The 16,870-nt window shown below is 45.0% G+C and carries 15 protein-coding genes and 1 tRNA gene; 7 read left to right on the forward strand and 9 right to left on the reverse strand.

The window, feature by feature from the left end; all coding sequences use genetic code 11:
- Positions 1–428: 428 nt before the first annotated feature.
- Together AB4307_RS11510 and pykF are read right to left on the reverse strand one after the other, a co-directional pair.
- The gene (locus AB4307_RS11510) at positions 429–1,100 is read right to left on the reverse strand and encodes a GntR family transcriptional regulator (RefSeq protein ID WP_080582236.1); all 672 of its coding nucleotides are present in this window, start codon (positions 1,098–1,100) and stop codon (positions 429–431) included.
- Positions 1,101–1,276: 176 nt separating this feature from the next.
- The gene (gene pykF / locus AB4307_RS11515) at positions 1,277–2,689 is read right to left on the reverse strand and encodes a pyruvate kinase PykF (protein ID WP_017061403.1); all 1,413 of its coding nucleotides are present in this window, start codon (positions 2,687–2,689) and stop codon (positions 1,277–1,279) included.
- 429 nt (positions 2,690–3,118) lie between these two features.
- On the opposite strand from pykF, the gene AB4307_RS11520 reads away from it, so the two are divergent.
- Positions 3,119–3,889 (forward strand): DeoR/GlpR family DNA-binding transcription regulator, encoded by a 771-nt coding sequence (locus tag AB4307_RS11520; protein ID WP_017061404.1) that lies wholly within the window; start codon positions 3,119–3,121, stop codon positions 3,887–3,889.
- 107 nt (positions 3,890–3,996) lie between these two features.
- Positions 3,997–5,829, forward strand: coding sequence for a glutamine--fructose-6-phosphate transaminase (isomerizing) (glmS, locus tag AB4307_RS11525; protein ID WP_017061405.1), 1,833 nt, complete (start codon positions 3,997–3,999; stop codon positions 5,827–5,829).
- Positions 5,830–5,931: 102 nt separating this feature from the next.
- Here glmS and AB4307_RS11530 read toward each other — a convergent pair whose 3' ends face one another.
- The 6 genes from AB4307_RS11530 to rpsU form a co-directional block, all read right to left on the reverse strand.
- On the reverse strand, positions 5,932–7,200 hold the full coding sequence (locus tag AB4307_RS11530; protein WP_372131945.1) for an O-acetylhomoserine aminocarboxypropyltransferase/cysteine synthase family protein: 1,269 nt from the start codon (positions 7,198–7,200) through the stop codon (positions 5,932–5,934).
- A 204-nt stretch (positions 7,201–7,404) separates the two neighbouring features.
- A tRNA-Ile gene (locus AB4307_RS11535) sits at positions 7,405–7,480 on the reverse strand.
- Between the two features lie 163 nt (positions 7,481–7,643).
- On the reverse strand, positions 7,644–9,488 hold the full coding sequence (gene rpoD / locus AB4307_RS11540) for an RNA polymerase sigma factor RpoD (RefSeq protein ID WP_048614894.1): 1,845 nt from the start codon (positions 9,486–9,488) through the stop codon (positions 7,644–7,646).
- A gap of 99 nt (positions 9,489–9,587) precedes the next feature.
- Positions 9,588–11,339 carry a DNA primase gene (gene dnaG, locus AB4307_RS11545; protein ID WP_372054842.1) on the reverse strand — a complete coding sequence of 584 codons (1,752 nt, stop codon included), beginning with the start codon at positions 11,337–11,339 and terminating at the stop codon, positions 9,588–9,590.
- A gap of 119 nt (positions 11,340–11,458) precedes the next feature.
- Complete coding sequence (locus AB4307_RS11550) at positions 11,459–11,902, reverse strand: GatB/YqeY domain-containing protein (protein WP_017061409.1); 444 nt, start codon at positions 11,900–11,902, stop codon at positions 11,459–11,461.
- A 25-nt stretch (positions 11,903–11,927) separates the two neighbouring features.
- Complete coding sequence (rpsU, locus tag AB4307_RS11555) at positions 11,928–12,143, reverse strand: 30S ribosomal protein S21 (RefSeq protein WP_004396009.1); 216 nt, start codon at positions 12,141–12,143, stop codon at positions 11,928–11,930.
- A gap of 257 nt (positions 12,144–12,400) precedes the next feature.
- Here rpsU and tsaD point away from each other — a divergent pair, with 257 nt between their 5' ends.
- Together tsaD and AB4307_RS11565 are read left to right on the forward strand one after the other, a co-directional pair.
- Complete coding sequence (gene tsaD, locus AB4307_RS11560) at positions 12,401–13,417, forward strand: tRNA (adenosine(37)-N6)-threonylcarbamoyltransferase complex transferase subunit TsaD (RefSeq protein WP_017061410.1); 1,017 nt, start codon at positions 12,401–12,403, stop codon at positions 13,415–13,417.
- Positions 13,418–13,523: 106 nt separating this feature from the next.
- Positions 13,524–14,339, forward strand: a complete 816-nt coding sequence (locus AB4307_RS11565; RefSeq protein WP_017061411.1) for an alpha/beta fold hydrolase — start codon at positions 13,524–13,526, stop codon at positions 14,337–14,339.
- Positions 14,340–14,382: 43 nt separating this feature from the next.
- Here the strand turns inward: AB4307_RS11565 and plsY are convergent, their stop codons facing one another.
- A complete protein-coding gene (plsY, locus tag AB4307_RS11570; RefSeq protein ID WP_009847793.1) occupies positions 14,383–14,979 on the reverse strand; it encodes a glycerol-3-phosphate 1-O-acyltransferase PlsY in 597 nt (198 codons plus the stop codon).
- A 138-nt stretch (positions 14,980–15,117) separates the two neighbouring features.
- Here plsY and folB point away from each other — a divergent pair, with 138 nt between their 5' ends.
- Genes folB through AB4307_RS11585 form a run of 3 tightly spaced genes read left to right on the forward strand, consistent with a single transcriptional unit; the run spans position 15,118 to position 16,775 of the window.
- Positions 15,118–15,477, forward strand: coding sequence for a dihydroneopterin aldolase (folB, locus tag AB4307_RS11575; RefSeq protein ID WP_017061412.1), 360 nt, complete (start codon positions 15,118–15,120; stop codon positions 15,475–15,477).
- On the forward strand, positions 15,474–15,956 hold the full coding sequence (folK, locus tag AB4307_RS11580) for a 2-amino-4-hydroxy-6-hydroxymethyldihydropteridine diphosphokinase (protein WP_017062921.1): 483 nt from the start codon (positions 15,474–15,476) through the stop codon (positions 15,954–15,956). The genes folB and folK overlap by 4 nt, the downstream gene beginning before the upstream one ends.
- 15 nt (positions 15,957–15,971) lie before the next feature.
- On the forward strand, positions 15,972–16,775 hold the full coding sequence (locus AB4307_RS11585; protein ID WP_010434624.1) for an undecaprenyl-diphosphate phosphatase: 804 nt from the start codon (positions 15,972–15,974) through the stop codon (positions 16,773–16,775).
- Positions 16,776–16,870: the final 95 nt, after the last annotated feature.

A 16,870-nucleotide genomic window follows, 5' to 3' on the forward strand; every position in this document is an offset into this window, starting at 1 on the left:
AAATTTGAGCTAAAATGAACAATAAGTAAACTACCTTGCTTCAGATTACATCGTGCTTAACGGTGTAATAAATAGAGTGTTTACCAGATGTAAAAGGATGACACCGTTAACTTAATTCAACTGATTAGCTAGCCTTTTCAATGGTTTGAAAGGCAGCAGTAGAATTAGGTTAGCTGGAGCAAGAGTTTGGGGATCATACAGTCTGGTTAAAAGAGGCGTGGTATGTTTGTCGATTTTTTAGTGAGGTTAACCATAGGCACATTAGCCATTCTTGGCTTTCAATTGAGTGCTTTGTATTTTTTACCTATGGTTGTGCTACTCAATACTCATCACAAAGAGTTTTTTGGGTGGTAGTTCAGTCGTAATACTGGAAACAAAAAACGGAGCCATTGGGCTCCGTTTTTATTTGGTTAGAAGCTACTTTAGCGTTATGCCGCTTCGATAACTTCTTCAATTCGTTTCATTGAACCTAGCAGGTGTTGATCAAGCAGTTCAGTCGCTTGTTCTACATTCTTAGACAGTACTAGTTTCATGATCATTTCGTGTTCATCAATATTGAACAGATCATCTGATGCGCTTTCTGCAGACATAGCGAGGAAGCGGTAACGTTTCACTTGGTTAATTAGGTCATCAAAGAACTTAAACATGTTCTCTGAATCTGCACCTTCAAGCAGTGCGACATGGAATTGCTGGTGGCGCTCTTCCCATTCTACACAGTCAAACTCTTCAGATACGTACTGTACTCGCGATAGTTTATGGTAAGACGTTAGTACATCCAGTTCCCAGCTCTCATCACCTGCTGCAATCGCTTTTTTAAGCAGAACCGATGATACAACACGAAGGCTTTCGTATAGGTCATTCAGTTCTTTCTTTGATACAGGAGATACCCAGCAGCCTTTTTGTGGCTCTAGCTTTACGTATTTGCTCCAAGATAACTGTACCAAGGCTTCGCGAATAGGGGATGCGCCAACGTTGTAGCGTGCTTTTAGATCAGCAACAACAAGCTTTTGGCCTGGGGTTAACTCACCATTAAGAATATCTTGGCGAATCATCTTTGATACTTTGTCAGTGAGCGTAGGACTAGACATTACAAACCTCATCTATATATGATTTCTAGTCTGCTAATCCGTCTCTTAGAAAGAGTCAGTTGGAGGTTAACAGTACGTAGTTCTATTGTGATTGATAATACAGCGTACTGAAAAGTTAGGCAAGATTTTGTTTCATAAAAAAAGAGGGCCGAAGCCCTCTTTTATATTTTATGCGAATCGGTTCATTCTTATAGAACGTGAACAGATGCCGTGTTTGTAGTACCAGAAGCTACTAGAGCACCAGAAACCATAACTACGATGTCGCCTTTGTTACCTAGGCCAGATTGTAGAGCGATTTCTTTACCGTTGATGTAGAACGCGTCTGTGTTCTCGATAGAGTCAACAAGAACTGGCTTAACACCTTTAGTAAGAACTAGCTGTGCAGCTGTCTTTTCGTTAGTTGTTAGAGCTAGGATGTTTGCAGTTGGGAAGTACTTACGTACTGAACGTGCAGATTTACCGCCTTCAGTTGCAACAACGATTAGAGGAGCAGCTAGCTTCTCTGCTGTGTCTACGGCGCCTTTACATACTGCTTCAGTGATGCGTAGACGTGGGCTGTCTAGACGAGAACCTAGCTCAGCTTTAAGAGCTGAATCAGTACGGTTCGCGATTTGAGCCATGATAGTAACAGCTTCAACTGGGTACTTACCTTTAGCAGTTTCACCAGAAAGCATTACTGCATCAGTACCATCCATGATTGCGTTCGCAACGTCACCCGCTTCAGCACGAGTTGGACGTGGGTTGCTGATCATAGAGTCAAGCATTTGAGTTGCAGTGATAACCATCTTACGTGCACGGTTACACTTCTCGATCATCATCTTCTGAGCGAAGATTACTTCTTCAGCTGGGATTTCAACACCTAGGTCACCACGAGCAACCATGATGCCGTCAGAAGCTTCAAGGATTGAATCGAAGTTATCTACACCTTCTTGGTTTTCAATCTTAGAAATGATGTGGATGTTCTCGCCGCCGTTAGCGTTTAGAAGCTCACGGATTTCTTTAACGTCTTCTTCTTTACGGATGAAAGAAGCAGCAACGAAATCTACGCCTTGCTCACAACCAAACTTAAGGTCAGCTTTGTCTTTCTCAGAAAGAGCAGGAAGTTGAACAGAAACGCCAGGAAGGTTAACACCTTTGTTTTCGCCTAGAGCACCGTTGTTAAGAACTTTACACTTAACTTCAGTTTCTGTTGTTGCGATAACTTCCATTTCGATTAGGCCGTCATCAACAAGGATAGTGTTACCTGCTGTTAGGTCTTTAGCGAAACCTAGGTAAGTTACTGCTACTACGTCTTTGTTACCAACAACTGTTGCGTCAGTTGTGAAAGTGAACTCTTGACCAGCTACTAGATCTACGTCGTTACCATCTTCAAGTTTGATAGTACGGATTTCTGGACCTTTAGTATCTAGAAGGATAGCAAGTTGCTCACCTTTGTTTTCCATTACTTTACGGAAGTTCGCGATACGAGTGCCGTGCTCTGCGAAATCACCGTGAGAGAAGTTAAGACGCATAACGTTCATGCCAGCATCTACTAGTTCAGTTAGCTTCTCTACAGATTCAGTTTTAGGGCCAATCGTACATACGATTTTGGTCTTTTTCATGGAAGGTACTCTCCGGTAAGTATTGTTACAATTTGAAATTTATTTAAGTTCTGAAGATTGGTCCGCTACATCAACATTTTGTGCCTGTTGTGTAAAAGCGCGGGACTTCCAATATGTCCTTCAGAGTTGTAAGTCTTTCATCAATTTTAGTCATTTTATGACTAAAAGATTTTGATTCAATATCGGTTTTCTGTGACTTACCCCACTATATAGGGGGTAAGTTGCAAAAAAATAACAGTCAGTTTTGTAATTTTTTTTCTTTTCGGGTGCGGATTCTACCACCTAATGAGTTCAATATCACTGCTTAACAATTGTCTTAGGACAAGGTTTTATCGCTATTTATTAATTTTTTGGATCAAAATAAATGGACTAAATAGTTTCGTTGTAACTATAATATGTTTCATATCGAAACTTAATGGCCTTTTTTAAATGTCGAAACGAAACACCCAGCTCAGAAGACATGCAATTTCTAACCTAGTGAATGAAAAAGGGGAGGTTAGTGTTGATGAATTATCCGCTAAGTTCGAAACCTCAGAAGTCACTATTAGAAAGGACTTGGCGTCTTTAGAGAAAAACGGTCAGCTTTTACGCCGTTATGGTGGTGCGATTTCGTTACCGAAAGAGGTTGTCAACGAAGAGCTGGGTCAACAAGTTTCGACTCGAAAGATTTCATTGGCAAAAGCCGCTGCAGATTTAATTCGCGACCATAACCGCATCGTGATCGATAGTGGCAGTACGACCGGTGCTCTAATTCAGCAGCTTAATGCTAAGCGTGGCTTGGTTGTTATGACCAACTCATTGCACGTTGCTAATGCGCTTAATGAGCTTGAAAGCGAGCCGACGTTATTAATGACTGGCGGCACTTGGGATACCCATTCGGACTCTTTCCAAGGCAAAGTTGCAGAGTCGGTACTTCGTGCTTACGATTTTGACCAACTATTTATTGGGGCTGATGGTATCGACCTCGATAGAGGCACAACCACGTTTAACGAACTGGTTGGCCTGAGCAAAGTAATGGCTGAAGTGTCACGAGAAGTGATCGTGATGGTTGAGTCGGAAAAGGTGGGACGAAAGATCCCGAACTTAGAGCTGGCATGGGAACACATTGACATCTTAATTACCGATACAGACTTAGGCGAAGAATCCAAAGCAAGTATCGAATCACATGATGTTCGAGTGATCCTGACCGATCCAGCGTAAAAACAAATTTAAGTATTATGCATTTACCTTCCTATAATTGATCTTAACGAAGATTTGGCCTTTGCTTGCTGCCAATAGGAATAAAACAAAATTGATGGAGTGAAACTATGTGTGGAATTGTTGGTGCAGTAGCACAGCGTGATGTAGCTGAAATTTTAGTAGAAGGCCTTCGTCGTCTAGAATACCGTGGCTACGATTCAGCTGGTGTCGCTGTAGTCGATACTGAATCTAACCTAACTCGTGTACGCCGCCTAGGTAAAGTACAAGAGCTAGCTGACGCAGTAGAAGAGCAACAAGTGATTGGTGGTACAGGTATCGCTCATACACGTTGGGCGACACACGGTGAGCCGTCTGAAGCGAACGCACACCCACACATGTCTGGTGATATTGCCGTTGTACACAATGGCATTATCGAAAACCACGAAGCACTGCGCGCTATGCTGCAAGAGCGTGGTTACGTATTTACTTCACAAACGGATACAGAAGTTATTGCTCACTTAGTTGAGTGGGAACTTCGCACTTCAGCTTCTTTGGTTGAAGCGCTACAGAAAACAGCAAAACAATTAGACGGTGCGTACGGCACGGTTGCGGTTGATCGTAAAGATCCTAGCCGTATCGTTGTAGCTCGTTCTGGTAGCCCGATCGTTATCGGTTTTGGTGTCGGCGAGAACTTCCTTGCTTCTGATCAACTGGCGCTACTGAGCGTAACTCGTCGCTTCATGTACCTAGAAGAAGGTGATGTTGCTGAGGTAACTCGTCGTGATGTTACGGTATTTGATGTAGCGGGTGAGCGTGTTGAGCGTGAAATCGTTGAGTCAAACGCTGAACACGACGCAGGTGACAAAGGTCAATACCGCCACTTCATGCAGAAAGAGATCTTCGAGCAGCCAACAGCGCTGATCAATACAATGGAAGGCCGTATCTCTGACACTTCGGTTATCACTAACGCGATCGGCGTTAAAGCTGAAGAGATCCTAAGCAAGGTTGAACACGTGCAGATCATCGCATGTGGTACGTCTTACAACTCAGGCATGGCAGCGCGTTACTGGTTTGAATCTCTAGCTGGCGTAAGCTGTGACGTAGAGATTGCTTCTGAATTCCGTTACCGTGATTTCGTTGTTCGTCCGAACAGCCTATTGGTGACTCTGTCTCAATCTGGTGAAACGGCGGATACGCTTGCTGCACTTCGTCTTGCAAAAGAGAAGGGTTATATGTCTGCAATGACTATCTGTAACGTTGCGGGTTCTTCACTGGTTCGTGAATCTGATTTTGCCTTCATGACTCGCGCAGGAACAGAGATCGGTGTTGCTTCTACTAAAGCTTTCACAACTCAACTAGCAGCGATGCTGATGATGGTAACGTCAATTGGTCGTCTACAAGGTCGTATCAATGAAGAAAAAGAAGCGGAAATCGTTCAAGCACTTCACCAACTGCCTGCTGATATCGAGAAAGCATTAGCGTTCGATAAAGAAATTGAAGCACTGGCACCTGATTTTGCTGATAAGCATCACACACTGTTCTTGGGTCGTGGTGAGTTCTACCCAATCGCGATGGAAGCGTCTCTTAAACTGAAAGAGATCTCTTACATCCACGCAGAAGCATACGCAGCTGGTGAGCTTAAGCACGGTCCTTTGGCTCTTATCGATGCAGATATGCCTGTAGTCGTTATTGCACCAAGCAACGACTTGCTAGAGAAGCTGAAATCGAACGTTGAAGAAGTGCGTGCTCGTGGCGGTCTACTTTACGTATTCGCTGATGAAGATGCGGGCTTTGAAAGCGATGAGAACATGAAGATCATCAAGATGCCTCACGTAAGTGAAGTAACAGCGCCTATCTACTACACAGTACCGATGCAGCTGCTGTCTTACCATGTCGCACTAATAAAAGGTACCGACGTTGACCAACCTCGTAACCTAGCGAAAGCGGTAACAGTTGAGTAATCGACAGCTTACCTAAGATATAGATAATAAGAAGCCCATCCTGTGATGGGCTTTTTTATGTCTGTTACTTAACGATCAGTGTTAGAGCTAGCTGTAGCGTCATTAAGCGCTCAGTGCTTGCTCTAGGTCAGCCAAGATATCGTCAATGTGCTCGATACCTACTGATAGGCGAATCATCTCCGGTGATACACCGGCTTGTTTCTGTTCAGCTTCGCTTAGTTGACGGTGTGTCGTCGAAGCTGGGTGACAAGCGAGCGATTTCGCATCGCCAATGTTAACCAGGCGCTTGAAGATTTGCAGTGCATCATAGAAGCGAACACCGGCTTCATAACCGTCTTTTAAACCAAAAGATAGAATGGCCGATGGCTTGCCTTGCATGTACTTTTCAGCGAGTGGATAGAATTCTGAATCAGGCAGGCCAGCGTAACTTACCCAGCTGATTTTCTCGTGTTGCTTGAGGTATTCCGCTACTTTCAAGGCGTTCTCTGTGTGTCGCTCCATGCGCAGCGACAAGGTCTCCAAACCTTGCATCAACATGAAAGCATTCATTGGTGACAGTGCTGCACCTGTATTACGTAGGGGAACCGTTCTAGCACGACCAATAAACGCAGCCTCACCAAAGGCCTCGGTATAAACCACGCCATGATAAGAAGGCTCTGGCTGATTAAACACAGGGAAGCGGTCCTTGTGCTGTGCCCATGGGAATTTACCTGAGTCGACAATCACGCCACCTAACGTTGTACCGTGACCACCCACGTATTTAGTTAGTGAGTGCACCACGATGTCAGCACCAAAATCGATAGGTTTACACAGTACAGGCGTCGCCACCGTGTTATCAACAATCACAGGTACACCTTGTGCGTGAGCAAGTTCAGCAACACGCTCTAAGTCGATAATATTACCTGCTGGGTTACCGATACTTTCACAGTAAACCGCCTTGGTTTTTTCATCGATCAGTGCCGCTAAGCTTTCTGGTTTGTCGTCTTTAGCAAAACGAACTTCAATTCCTTGGTTTGGCAACATGTGAGCAAATAGGGTGTAAGTACCACCGTAAAGCTGAGGCGTTGAGACAATGTTGTCACCGATTTGCGCCAACGTCTGAATCGCGTAGTTGATCGCAGCACTGCCCGCACTTACCACTAAGCCTGCGATACCTCCTTCTAAGGCGGCCATGCGTTTTTCTAACACATCATTGGTTGGGTTCATTATGCGAGTGTAGATATTGCCTGGCACCGCAAGGTTGAAGAGGTCGGCGCCGTGTTGTGCGTCATCGAATTCGTACGCGACGGTTTGGTAGATTGGAGTGGCAACCGATTTGGTTGTTGGATCAGTGTCGTAACCGAAGTGAATCGAGAGTGTTTCGTCTTTCATGAGTCTTCCCTGAACTATTGAGCGATTTATGTACTCTCATATTGCCGATTTTTTTATAAAAGAAAAGTATGTTTAGTCACAGAGAGGCAATTGGAATTGTGTGCGGGACGATTCGTTTTTGGTTCGGAAGTGCAGGGTGTGATTGGTACTGAATCAGAAAAGCAAAAAGCCAGAGCAGCGTGAACTGTTCTGGCTTTTCTAATTTGGTGGCCCCTCCCAGATTTGAACTGGGGACCGAACGATTATGAGTCGTGCGCTCTAACCACTGAGCTAAGGGGCCGTAGGGCATAGATTATAGGGGAAGCGTTCAATGGTGTCTAGACACTATAAGGGGCAATTCCGCTTACATCTTAGCCACTTAAATCACACAGATAAAAAAAAGGTGAGCCAACGCTCACCTTTTCTTATTTATGCTTAAAAGCTAACCACACTTGAGTGTGCGATTACTCGTCTAGGAAGCTACGCAGAGTTTCTGAGCGGCTTGGGTGACGAAGTTTACGTAGTGCTTTTGCTTCGATCTGACGGATACGTTCACGAGTTACGTCGAACTGTTTACCAACCTCTTCAAGAGTGTGGTCAGTGTTCATGTCGATACCGAAACGCATACGCAGTACTTTAGCTTCACGAGGTGTTAGGCCTGCAAGAACGTCTTTAGTTGCACCGCGTAGGCTGGTTGCCGTTGCAGAGTCTAGAGGTAGTTCTAGCGTTGTATCTTCGATGAAATCACCTAGGTGCGAATCTTCGTCGTCACCGATTGGTGTCTCCATTGAGATTGGCTCTTTAGCGATTTTCAGTACTTTACGGATCTTGTCTTCAGGCATTTGCATGCGTTCAGCCAGTTCTTCCGGAAGTGGTTCACGACCCATCTCTTGTAGCATTTGACGAGAGATACGGTTTAGTTTGTTGATCGTTTCGATCATGTGAACCGGAATACGGATAGTACGAGCTTGGTCGGCAATCGAACGAGTGATTGCTTGACGGATCCACCAAGTAGCGTAAGTAGAGAACTTGTAACCACGACGGTATTCAAACTTATCTACCGCTTTCATCAGACCGATGTTACCTTCTTGGATTAGATCCAGGAATTGTAGACCACGGTTTGTGTACTTCTTAGCAATCGAGATTACTAGACGTAAGTTCGCTTCAACCATCTCTTTCTTCGCACGACGAGCTTTCGCTTCACCGATAGACATGCGACGGCTGATATCTTTGATGCTTTGAACAGTAAGAGACGTTTCACGTTCGATCATATCCAGTTTTTGGATAGAGCGACGGATGTCGTGCTCGTTACGTTTAATCTTTTCTGCGTATGGCTTGTCTGAAGCAAGAACTTCATCCAACCATGCTTCGCTAGATTCGTTGCCAGTAAATAGAGCAATGAAAGATTTCTTCGGCATTTTGCCGTACTCAACCGTTTGACGCATGATTAGGCGTTCTTGAGTACGTACACGATCCATAGAGTTACGCAGTTCGTTTACTAGGTAATCAAACTGTTTTGGTGTTAGACGGAACTCTTTGAATACGTCTTGCATCATTGTCGTTGCAAGCATTGCTTTCGGGCTTTCATGGCCGTACTCGTTGATCGCTAGTTGACGATTCTGGTAGCTAGTACGAAGTGCTGTGAACTTCTCAAGAGCAAGTTCAGGATCGATACCTGTATCTTCTTCTTCCTCTTCCTCGTCGTCTTCTGCGTCTTCTTTGTCTTCGTCTTCCAGATCAGTTTCAGCAAGTTCTGAACCGATGTGAGTCGCCGTTGGCGCAGCTGTGCCATCGTCGTCTGGGTCAACAAAGCCATTGATTAGGTCTGTTAAGCGAATCTCTTCTGCTTGTACGCGGTCAAACTGTTCCAAGATGTATGGAATAGTGCCTGGGTACTCAGCAACCGATAGTTGAACTGTATTGATACCATCTTCAATACGCTTCGCAATGTCGATTTCGCCTTCACGAGTCAGTAGTTCAACTGTACCCATTTCACGCATGTACATACGAACTGGGTCAGTAGTACGGCCAATCTCGCTTTCTACGCTTGAAAGCGCAGCAGCTGCAGCTTCGGCTGCATCTTCATCTATATTGGCATCGTCATCATTAAGTGCTAGATCATCAGCATCAGGTGCAGTTTCAACTACCTTGATACCCATGTCGTTAATCATTTGAATGATGTCTTCTACCTGTTCAGAATCCACGATTTCTGCAGGTAGGTGGTCGTTTACTTCGGCGTAGGTCAGATAGCCTTGTTCCTTGCCTTTAATAACAAGTAATTTAAGCTGTGACTGCGGATTTTGATCCATAGATGATATCCAACTTCAGGTCTGGTGAAGGACGTTGCATTCTCAAATGCAAACCAATTATGTTAACAAATTTATTAAATGCTGACTAATCAAACAGGGTTACGCTTTTAGATCTAGCATTAAAGCTAGTAGCTCCCTTTTTTCTTCGGCTGATAAACCGACGCTTCTTGCTTTGGCCTGCAGGTTTTCAATTTGTTTTTCAACGCACTGGGCAAGTATATTGTCCAATGAGTCTAAAAATATGTCTTCTTGATTGTCTTCGTCGAGGGGGATTTCCCAGCTCGCGAGACGAGACAGAAGAGCCTCATGTTTATTGTGTCGCCAATGCTCTAATAATTGGCCTGTGTTGATATGGGGATGCGCATGGCATTTATCAAGTACTTCGACGAATAAACTTAGTCCAGGCAGCTGTAAGCCTTTGACACTTGATAAATCCGGTACCATATCAGCATAGCTCGGATTTTGGATAAGCAAAGCGATAACTTCACGCATTGGAGTGCGTTTCAGCTCTTTATGCGGTTGAGGTATCGGGTTCTGTGTATGAACACGCGCTCGCCTCAATTGGTTATCAAATCCAGTGCGCTCATCGAGCAATTTTTCGAGCAACTCTTGGAAGTAACTGTCAGGGATTTTGTTAATCAATGCGCTAGCGTGTGCGCGCAGTGCCGATTTCCCTTCGGTTGTTCCCAAGTTTAACTTGTGTATTTCAATCAGGTTATCGAACAAATAGGTCGAAAGCGGTGTCGCATTTTGAACAAGCTGTTCGAAAGCGGCTTTGCCGTGTTCTCTTATATAGCTGTCTGGGTCTTCACCGTCGGGCAAGAATAGAAACTTGAGTGTGTTACCGGTTTTCAGGTACTCAAGGGCATTTTCTAGTGCGCGCCACGCGGCTTCTTTACCTGCTCGGTCACCATCGTAACAACAAACCACTGTGCTGGTTTGGCGGAACAGCATTTGAACGTGGTCACCGGTTGTCGATGTGCCCAGTGATGCTACTGAGTAATCAACACCATATTGCGCTAATGCCACGACATCCATGTAACCTTCAACCACAAGTATTTGCGGCGGTTCACGGTAGGCTTGCAGCACTTCATAAAGGCCGTAAAGCTCTTTACCTTTATGGAAGATAGGCGTTTCTGGTGAGTTGAGATATTTTGGAGTACCGTCTTCTAATACACGACCACCAAAACCAATCACACGGCCACGACGATCGCGAATCGGGAACATTACGCGTCCACGGAATCGGTCGTATCGGTTACCTTTATCGTTCTCAATTAACATGCCGCCAGTTACGAGCATGTCTTGGGCTTCTTTCTGTTGGCCAAAGTTCTTACGAACTAAGTCCCACTCATCGGCCACATAACCAATGCCAAACTTCTGGACGATCTCGCCCGAAAGGCCACGATTCTTTAGGTAATCAATTGCAGGTTTGTTGGCTGATATTTTCAGTTGAGAGCGGTAAAAATTACTGATGCCGCCCATCAAATCGTAGAGGTTACGTTTTTGTTCGCTGTTGGCTCTTGGTGCTGTTGATATCTCGCCGCTACGTTGCTCTCTAGGAACATCGAGGCCTAAGAAAGAGGCAAGCTCTTCAATTGCTTCAACAAAATCGAGACGTTCGAACTCCATAATGAAGTCGATAGCATTACCGTGTACGCCACAACCAAAGCAGTGATAAAACTGTTTTTCTTGGCTTACGCTAAAAGAAGGGGTCTTTTCGTTGTGGAATGGGCAACAAGCACCATAGTTTTTGCCTTTTTTCTTAAGTTTCACGCGTGCGTCCACTATGTCGACAATGTCGAGACGCGCTAGGAGATCATCAATGAAACTACGCGGGATGTGTCCTGCCATAAAACCTTAGAAAAATGCACTAACTGAGAGTGTGGATAATAATAGTTTGAATAGGTTACAGATACAAACAAGCCGTGCGTTCCGAAGGATTGCACGGCTTGTTGCAATTTGATTTGGGATTAAGCGAGTTTAGAACGAACTAAACCACTAACTTTACCCATATCTGCACGCCCTTGAATTTGTGGTTTCAAGATAGCCATTACTTTACCCATGTCTTGCATGCCCGCTGGTTGAGCTTCGGCGATTGCGCTATCAAGTAGTGCAATAACTTCTTCATCACTTAGCGGTTGAGGCATAAAGCCTTCAAGTACCGTAATTTCTGCTTTTTCCACGTCAGCAAGATCTTGACGATTTGCTGATTCATATTGAGCAACAGAATCGCGACGTTGCTTAACCATTTTAACTAATACAGCAAGAATGTCGTCGTCGTTCAGAGTGATCCGTTCGTCAACTTCACGTTGCTTAATTGCTGAAAGAGCTAAGCGGATAGTGCCAAGGCGCGGTTTGTCCTTGGCTTTCATCGCTAATTTTTGCTCTTCTTTGAGTTGTTCAATAAGAGCCATAACTCAGTCCTTATGGATTAAGTTATTAGTACAGGCGAACGCGACGTGCGTTTTCGCGAGCTAGCTTCTTAGCGTGACGCTTTTGAGCTGCTGCTTTAGCGCGTTTGCGAACTGTAGTTGGCTTTTCGTAGTGCTCGCGACGGCGAACTTCAGAAAGGATACCTGCTTTTTCACAAGAGCGCTTGAAACGACGTAGTGCAACGTCGAACGGTTCGTTTTCACGTACTTTAACTATTGGCATATGCCTTTCACCTCAGGGGTTATTCATTATCGCTGGCTACTCAGTACCAAATCAGAGAAGTTACCCATCGAGCTAACTCTCTATTCGCGTTTGGCCATTAACCAGCTTGATCAAAAATGGTGCGGAATTTTAATCCGATCACAGTGGCTTTGTAAAGCACTTTGTCGATTATAGTCTGTACAATATTTGTTTGAAGAGCTTAGGCAGGGTAATATTGCGCTAATTTCCCATTTTAGACGAAGCGTGCCGAGAAAATTATGCGCATTATTGGTATTGAAACCTCTTGTGATGAAACAGGAATCGCAATTTATGATGATGAGCAAGGGCTGCTTTCTCATCAATTATATAGCCAAGTAAAGCTGCACGCCGATTACGGTGGTGTGGTGCCTGAGCTAGCTTCACGTGACCACGTGAAAAAAACAATTCCTCTTATTAAAGCGGCATTAGCTGAAGCGAACCTAACGTCGAAAGACATTGATGGTGTGGCTTACACCGCTGGCCCTGGTTTAGTGGGCGCTCTACTGGTTGGTGCAACGATTGGTCGCAGTATTGCTTATGCGTGGGGGGTGCCTGCTGTGCCTGTTCACCATATGGAAGGTCACCTTCTTGCGCCAATGTTAGAAGACAATCCACCTCCATTCCCATTTGTGGCTCTGCTGGTTTCTGGCGGCCATACCATGATGGTAGAAGTGAAAGGTATTGGTGAATACCGAATCCTTGGTGAATCGATTGATGATGCAGCGGGTGAAGCGTTTGATAAAACCGCGAAACTGATGGGCTTAGATTACCCTGGTGGCCCATTGCTATCTCGCTTGGCAGAAAAAGGCACTCCGGGTCGTTTTAAGTTCCCGCGTCCAATGACCGATCGTCCGGGTCTAGATATGAGCTTTTCTGGTTTGAAGACGTTCGCAGCGAATACCATTCGCGATAACGATAATGATGACCAGACTCGTGCTGATATTGCTTACGCGTTTCAAGAAGCCGTTTGTGCAACCTTAGTAATCAAGTGTAAGCGTGCCTTGGTTGAAACGGGCATGAAACGTATAGTGATTGCTGGCGGTGTAAGTGCCAACAAACAACTGCGTGTTGAGCTTGAAGCTCTTGCTAAGAAAGTCGGTGGTGAGGTGTACTACCCACGCACAGAATTCTGTACAGATAATGGTGCGATGATCGCTTATGCGGGCATGCAGCGCCTAAAGAATGGCGAAACGGCTGATTTGTCTGTTCATGCCACACCGCGTTGGCCTATTGACCAGCTAGAGCCAATTGCGTAATTGACTATAGTGTTTCGATAAACGGTCGCCTTGTGCGGCCGTTTTTATATCCTAGCTTACCGACTGTATGTCGATAAATAATTGCTGATAGAGATTAGGGAAGAAAATGAACAAGTTCACAGTAGACAATCAATCGATGGCGTACCTAGATGAAGGTCAAGGCCCTGTTGTTGTACTCGGCCACAGCTACCTTTGGGATAGTGCAATGTGGAAGCCGCAGATCGAAGCGTTAAAAACTCAGTATCGCTGTATTGTTCCAGAGCTTTGGTCTCATGGTGAATCTCAAGCAGCACCCACTTCGATGCGTAACTTGAAAGATTACGCTCAGCACGTTTTGGCTCTGCTTGATCATTTAGAGATCGAAGAATTCTCAGTGGTTGGCTTATCGGTTGGCGGTATGTGGGGGACTGAGTTAGCGGAACTTGCACCTGCACGTATTAAGTCTTTGGTTCTAATGGATACTTTTGTGGGTTTAGAACCAGAAGTTGCTCACGCAAAGTACTTCAGCATGTTAGATACCATCACTCAAACCAAGACGGTTCCTCAGCCAATTGTTGAAGCGGTTGTTCCACTGTTCTTCGCTAATGATACGCAAACCAACACGCCAGCTTTAGTTGAAGGTTTTACTCAGCAGTTATCAGCTCTTGAGGGCGACAACGCTGAAGAAGTGGCACGAATTGGTCGAATGGTGTTTGGACGTCGCGATATGATTGAATCGGTAGAGAACTTTGCTCTGCCTGTTTTGATTGCTGTAGGACAAGAAGATAAACCACGTCCGGTACTTGAGTCATACCTAATGCACGATTGCATTACGGGCAGTGAATTAGTGGTGATTCCTGGCGCAGGTCATATTAGCTCGTTAGAGCAACCAGAGTTTGTGAACACAATGCTGAAGACGTTTTTAGATAAACATCTGCTATAAGCTTTAAATACTGAATATTATGGTTCGGCTTAGACGTGACAGTTTAAGCCGATTTTTTTTGTCCGAGTTTTGGTTCGCTGCCATCGAGTAGGCGGCGGATATTCTGGTGGTGACGTAACACGATCAAACAGCACAGCATGGCTACTGGCAATGTGTATTGAGGTTTGACTAACCAAGCGTAGAAAGGGGCAAGTAGCACAGTAACCAGTGCCGCTAAAGAAGAGTAACGAAACAAAAACGCGACCACTAACCAAGTCGCCATGATCATTCCGGTTAGATCGAATCCTATTGGGGCGATAGCGCCAAGTGCGGTTGCCACGCCTTTACCACCTTTGAAGTGGAAGAAGATCGGATACATATGGCCAAGACACGCCGCAATTGCCACAACCCCAAGAATGATTGGGTCGATCTTGAGGTAGTAGCCAAGCCAGACAGGGATAGTGCCTTTCAGCATGTCACACAAAAGGACGGCAGCTGCTGCGCCTTTACCGCCAACACGCAGGACATTGGTTGCTCCTGGGTTGTTAGAACCTACTGTTCGAGGATCTGGGAGCCTCAAAACTCGGCATATCAAGACCGCACTAGAGATTGAACCTAGTAAGTAGGCAGCAATGATCATGATAAGTGCCAATGGGGTCATGTCTGTCCTTTAACGGTTATACGCCTAACGATGGGAAAATAATGCTCAATCCAAGAGTAATTGATATCATATCTCGAATTACGCAAATAATACGTTTTTTTCCCCAATTTGGGTATCCGACCTCTAAAAGGACAAGTCATGGCACTGGATAAAGTTTTCATTGAGCAGCTAGAAGTAATTACAACGATCGGTGTTTACGATTGGGAGCAAGAGATCAAACAGAAACTGGTGCTTGATATTGAAATGGCTCATGACAACCGCCCAGCAGGCAAGAGTGATGATGTGGTTGATGCTTTGGATTATTCGAAAGTGAGCACTGCAGTACTTGAGCACATTGCAAATGGCCGTTTTCTACTCGTAGAACGTGTTGCTGAAGAAGTCGCAGAGCTTATTATGACTCAGTTCTCTGTGCCGTGGATTAAAATCCGATTGGCTAAACCTGGCGCAGTGCCACAAGCAAAAGCCGTTGGTGTGATCATCGAACGAGGTCAAGCATGACAGTAGCCTATGTTGGTGTTGGCACGAACATAGACCGCGACAAGCATGCAAGGGTGGCATGGACAGAGCTTCAATCGTTAGGGACTAACCTTAAATGCTCTAAAATCTATCACTGTGAGCCCGTCGGTTTTAATAGCCATCCGTTTTATAACTTTGTGATAGAGCTCGACACGTCACTCTCATTGACTGAATTTTCACAGCAGCTGCGTAAAATTGAGTTTAAATGGGGTCGCTCTCAAGATGCGCACAAACTACAAGATCGAAAACTCGATCTTGATATTGTGCTGTTTGGAGAGGAGGTTTCTGAGTGTGAACCAGAATTACCACGCAGTGATATCTACAAATATCCTTTTGTAACACAGCCGCTTTATGATCTTTGTCCTGCGCGAGTGATCCCGCAAGACGGAAGAACCGTCAGTGAAATATGGCAGAAGATGCAGCAATTAGACTCGCTCTCTGTCGTAGATATAAAACTATAATTTTTAAGGTAAGTAATGAGTTATTTTGAAGCGTTTATATTGGCGTTGGTGCAAGGCTTTACAGAGTTTTTACCTATTTCCAGTTCTGCACACCTAATCCTTCCTTCAGCTGTTTTAGGCTGGGAAGATCAAGGTTTGGCTTTTGATGTCGCTGTCCACGTTGGTACTTTGGCAGCTGTTGTTATCTATTTCCGTAAAGAAGTGGTCTCTCTGTTGAGCGCATTCTTTGGTTCAGTGTTTAAAGGCGATCGTAGTAAAGAAGCGAAGTTAGCGTGGATGATCATTCTCGCGACGATTCCTGCGTGTATCTTTGGCTTGTTGATGAAAGATATTGTTGAGCTTTACTTACGCAGTGCGTGGGTGATCGCGACGACAACGATTATCTTTGGTCTATTGCTATGGTGGGTGGACAAGAACTCAAGCCTGCGCGATGACGAATACCAAGCGGGTTGGAAAAAGGCGCTGTTTATTGGTCTTGCTCAAGCAATGGCGATCATTCCGGGCACGTCTCGTTCTGGCGCAACCATTACCGCGGCGCTTTACCTTGGTTTCACACGTGAAGCGGCGGCTCGATTCTCTTTCTTGATGTCTATCCCAATCATCACTCTGGCTGGTGGTTATTTAGGTCTTAAGTTGGTGACAAGCGGTGATCCAATCCATGTTGGCACTTTGCTAACGGGCGTTGCGGTGTCTTTCATCAGTGCTTACATCTGTATCCACTTTTTCTTGAAGCTTATCTCTCGTATGGGCATGACACCGTTCGTTATCTACCGCCTGATTCTAGGTTGTGGTCTATTTGCTTTCTTGATGATGCAGTAACAGACACAGGCAACGGTCTCGCTGTAAGAATTGAAACAAAAGGCCCGCTTAACTGCGGGCTTTTTATACGTTTTATGTCCCGTCCTGAAATGTGT

The organism is Vibrio sp. 10N.261.52.C2 (assembly GCF_041471425.1).
In the GTDB taxonomy this organism is placed as follows: Bacteria; Pseudomonadota; Gammaproteobacteria; order Enterobacterales; family Vibrionaceae; genus Vibrio; species Vibrio crassostreae_C.

What these genes read in the sequence shown, in the direction of transcription:
- AB4307_RS11510 (WP_080582236.1), bottom strand. Translation starts at nt 1,100, where the DNA reads ATGAGGTTTGTAATGTCTAGTCCTACGCTCACTGACAAAGTATCAAAG.
- pykF (WP_017061403.1), bottom strand. Translation starts at nt 2,689, where the DNA reads ATGAAAAAGACCAAAATCGTATGTACGATTGGCCCTAAAACTGAATCT.
- AB4307_RS11520 (WP_017061404.1), top strand. Translation starts at nt 3,119, where the DNA reads ATGTCGAAACGAAACACCCAGCTCAGAAGACATGCAATTTCTAACCTA.
- glmS (WP_017061405.1), top strand. Translation starts at nt 3,997, where the DNA reads ATGTGTGGAATTGTTGGTGCAGTAGCACAGCGTGATGTAGCTGAAATT.
- AB4307_RS11530 (WP_372131945.1), bottom strand. Translation starts at nt 7,200, where the DNA reads ATGAAAGACGAAACACTCTCGATTCACTTCGGTTACGACACTGATCCA.
- rpoD (WP_048614894.1), bottom strand. Translation starts at nt 9,488, where the DNA reads ATGGATCAAAATCCGCAGTCACAGCTTAAATTACTTGTTATTAAAGGC.
- dnaG (WP_372054842.1), bottom strand. Translation starts at nt 11,339, where the DNA reads ATGGCAGGACACATCCCGCGTAGTTTCATTGATGATCTCCTAGCGCGT.
- AB4307_RS11550 (WP_017061409.1), bottom strand. Translation starts at nt 11,902, where the DNA reads ATGGCTCTTATTGAACAACTCAAAGAAGAGCAAAAATTAGCGATGAAA.
- rpsU (WP_004396009.1), bottom strand. Translation starts at nt 12,143, where the DNA reads ATGCCAATAGTTAAAGTACGTGAAAACGAACCGTTCGACGTTGCACTA.
- tsaD (WP_017061410.1), top strand. Translation starts at nt 12,401, where the DNA reads ATGCGCATTATTGGTATTGAAACCTCTTGTGATGAAACAGGAATCGCA.
- AB4307_RS11565 (WP_017061411.1), top strand. Translation starts at nt 13,524, where the DNA reads ATGAACAAGTTCACAGTAGACAATCAATCGATGGCGTACCTAGATGAA.
- plsY (WP_009847793.1), bottom strand. Translation starts at nt 14,979, where the DNA reads ATGACCCCATTGGCACTTATCATGATCATTGCTGCCTACTTACTAGGT.
- folB (WP_017061412.1), top strand. Translation starts at nt 15,118, where the DNA reads ATGGCACTGGATAAAGTTTTCATTGAGCAGCTAGAAGTAATTACAACG.
- folK (WP_017062921.1), top strand. Translation starts at nt 15,474, where the DNA reads ATGACAGTAGCCTATGTTGGTGTTGGCACGAACATAGACCGCGACAAG.
- AB4307_RS11585 (WP_010434624.1), top strand. Translation starts at nt 15,972, where the DNA reads ATGAGTTATTTTGAAGCGTTTATATTGGCGTTGGTGCAAGGCTTTACA.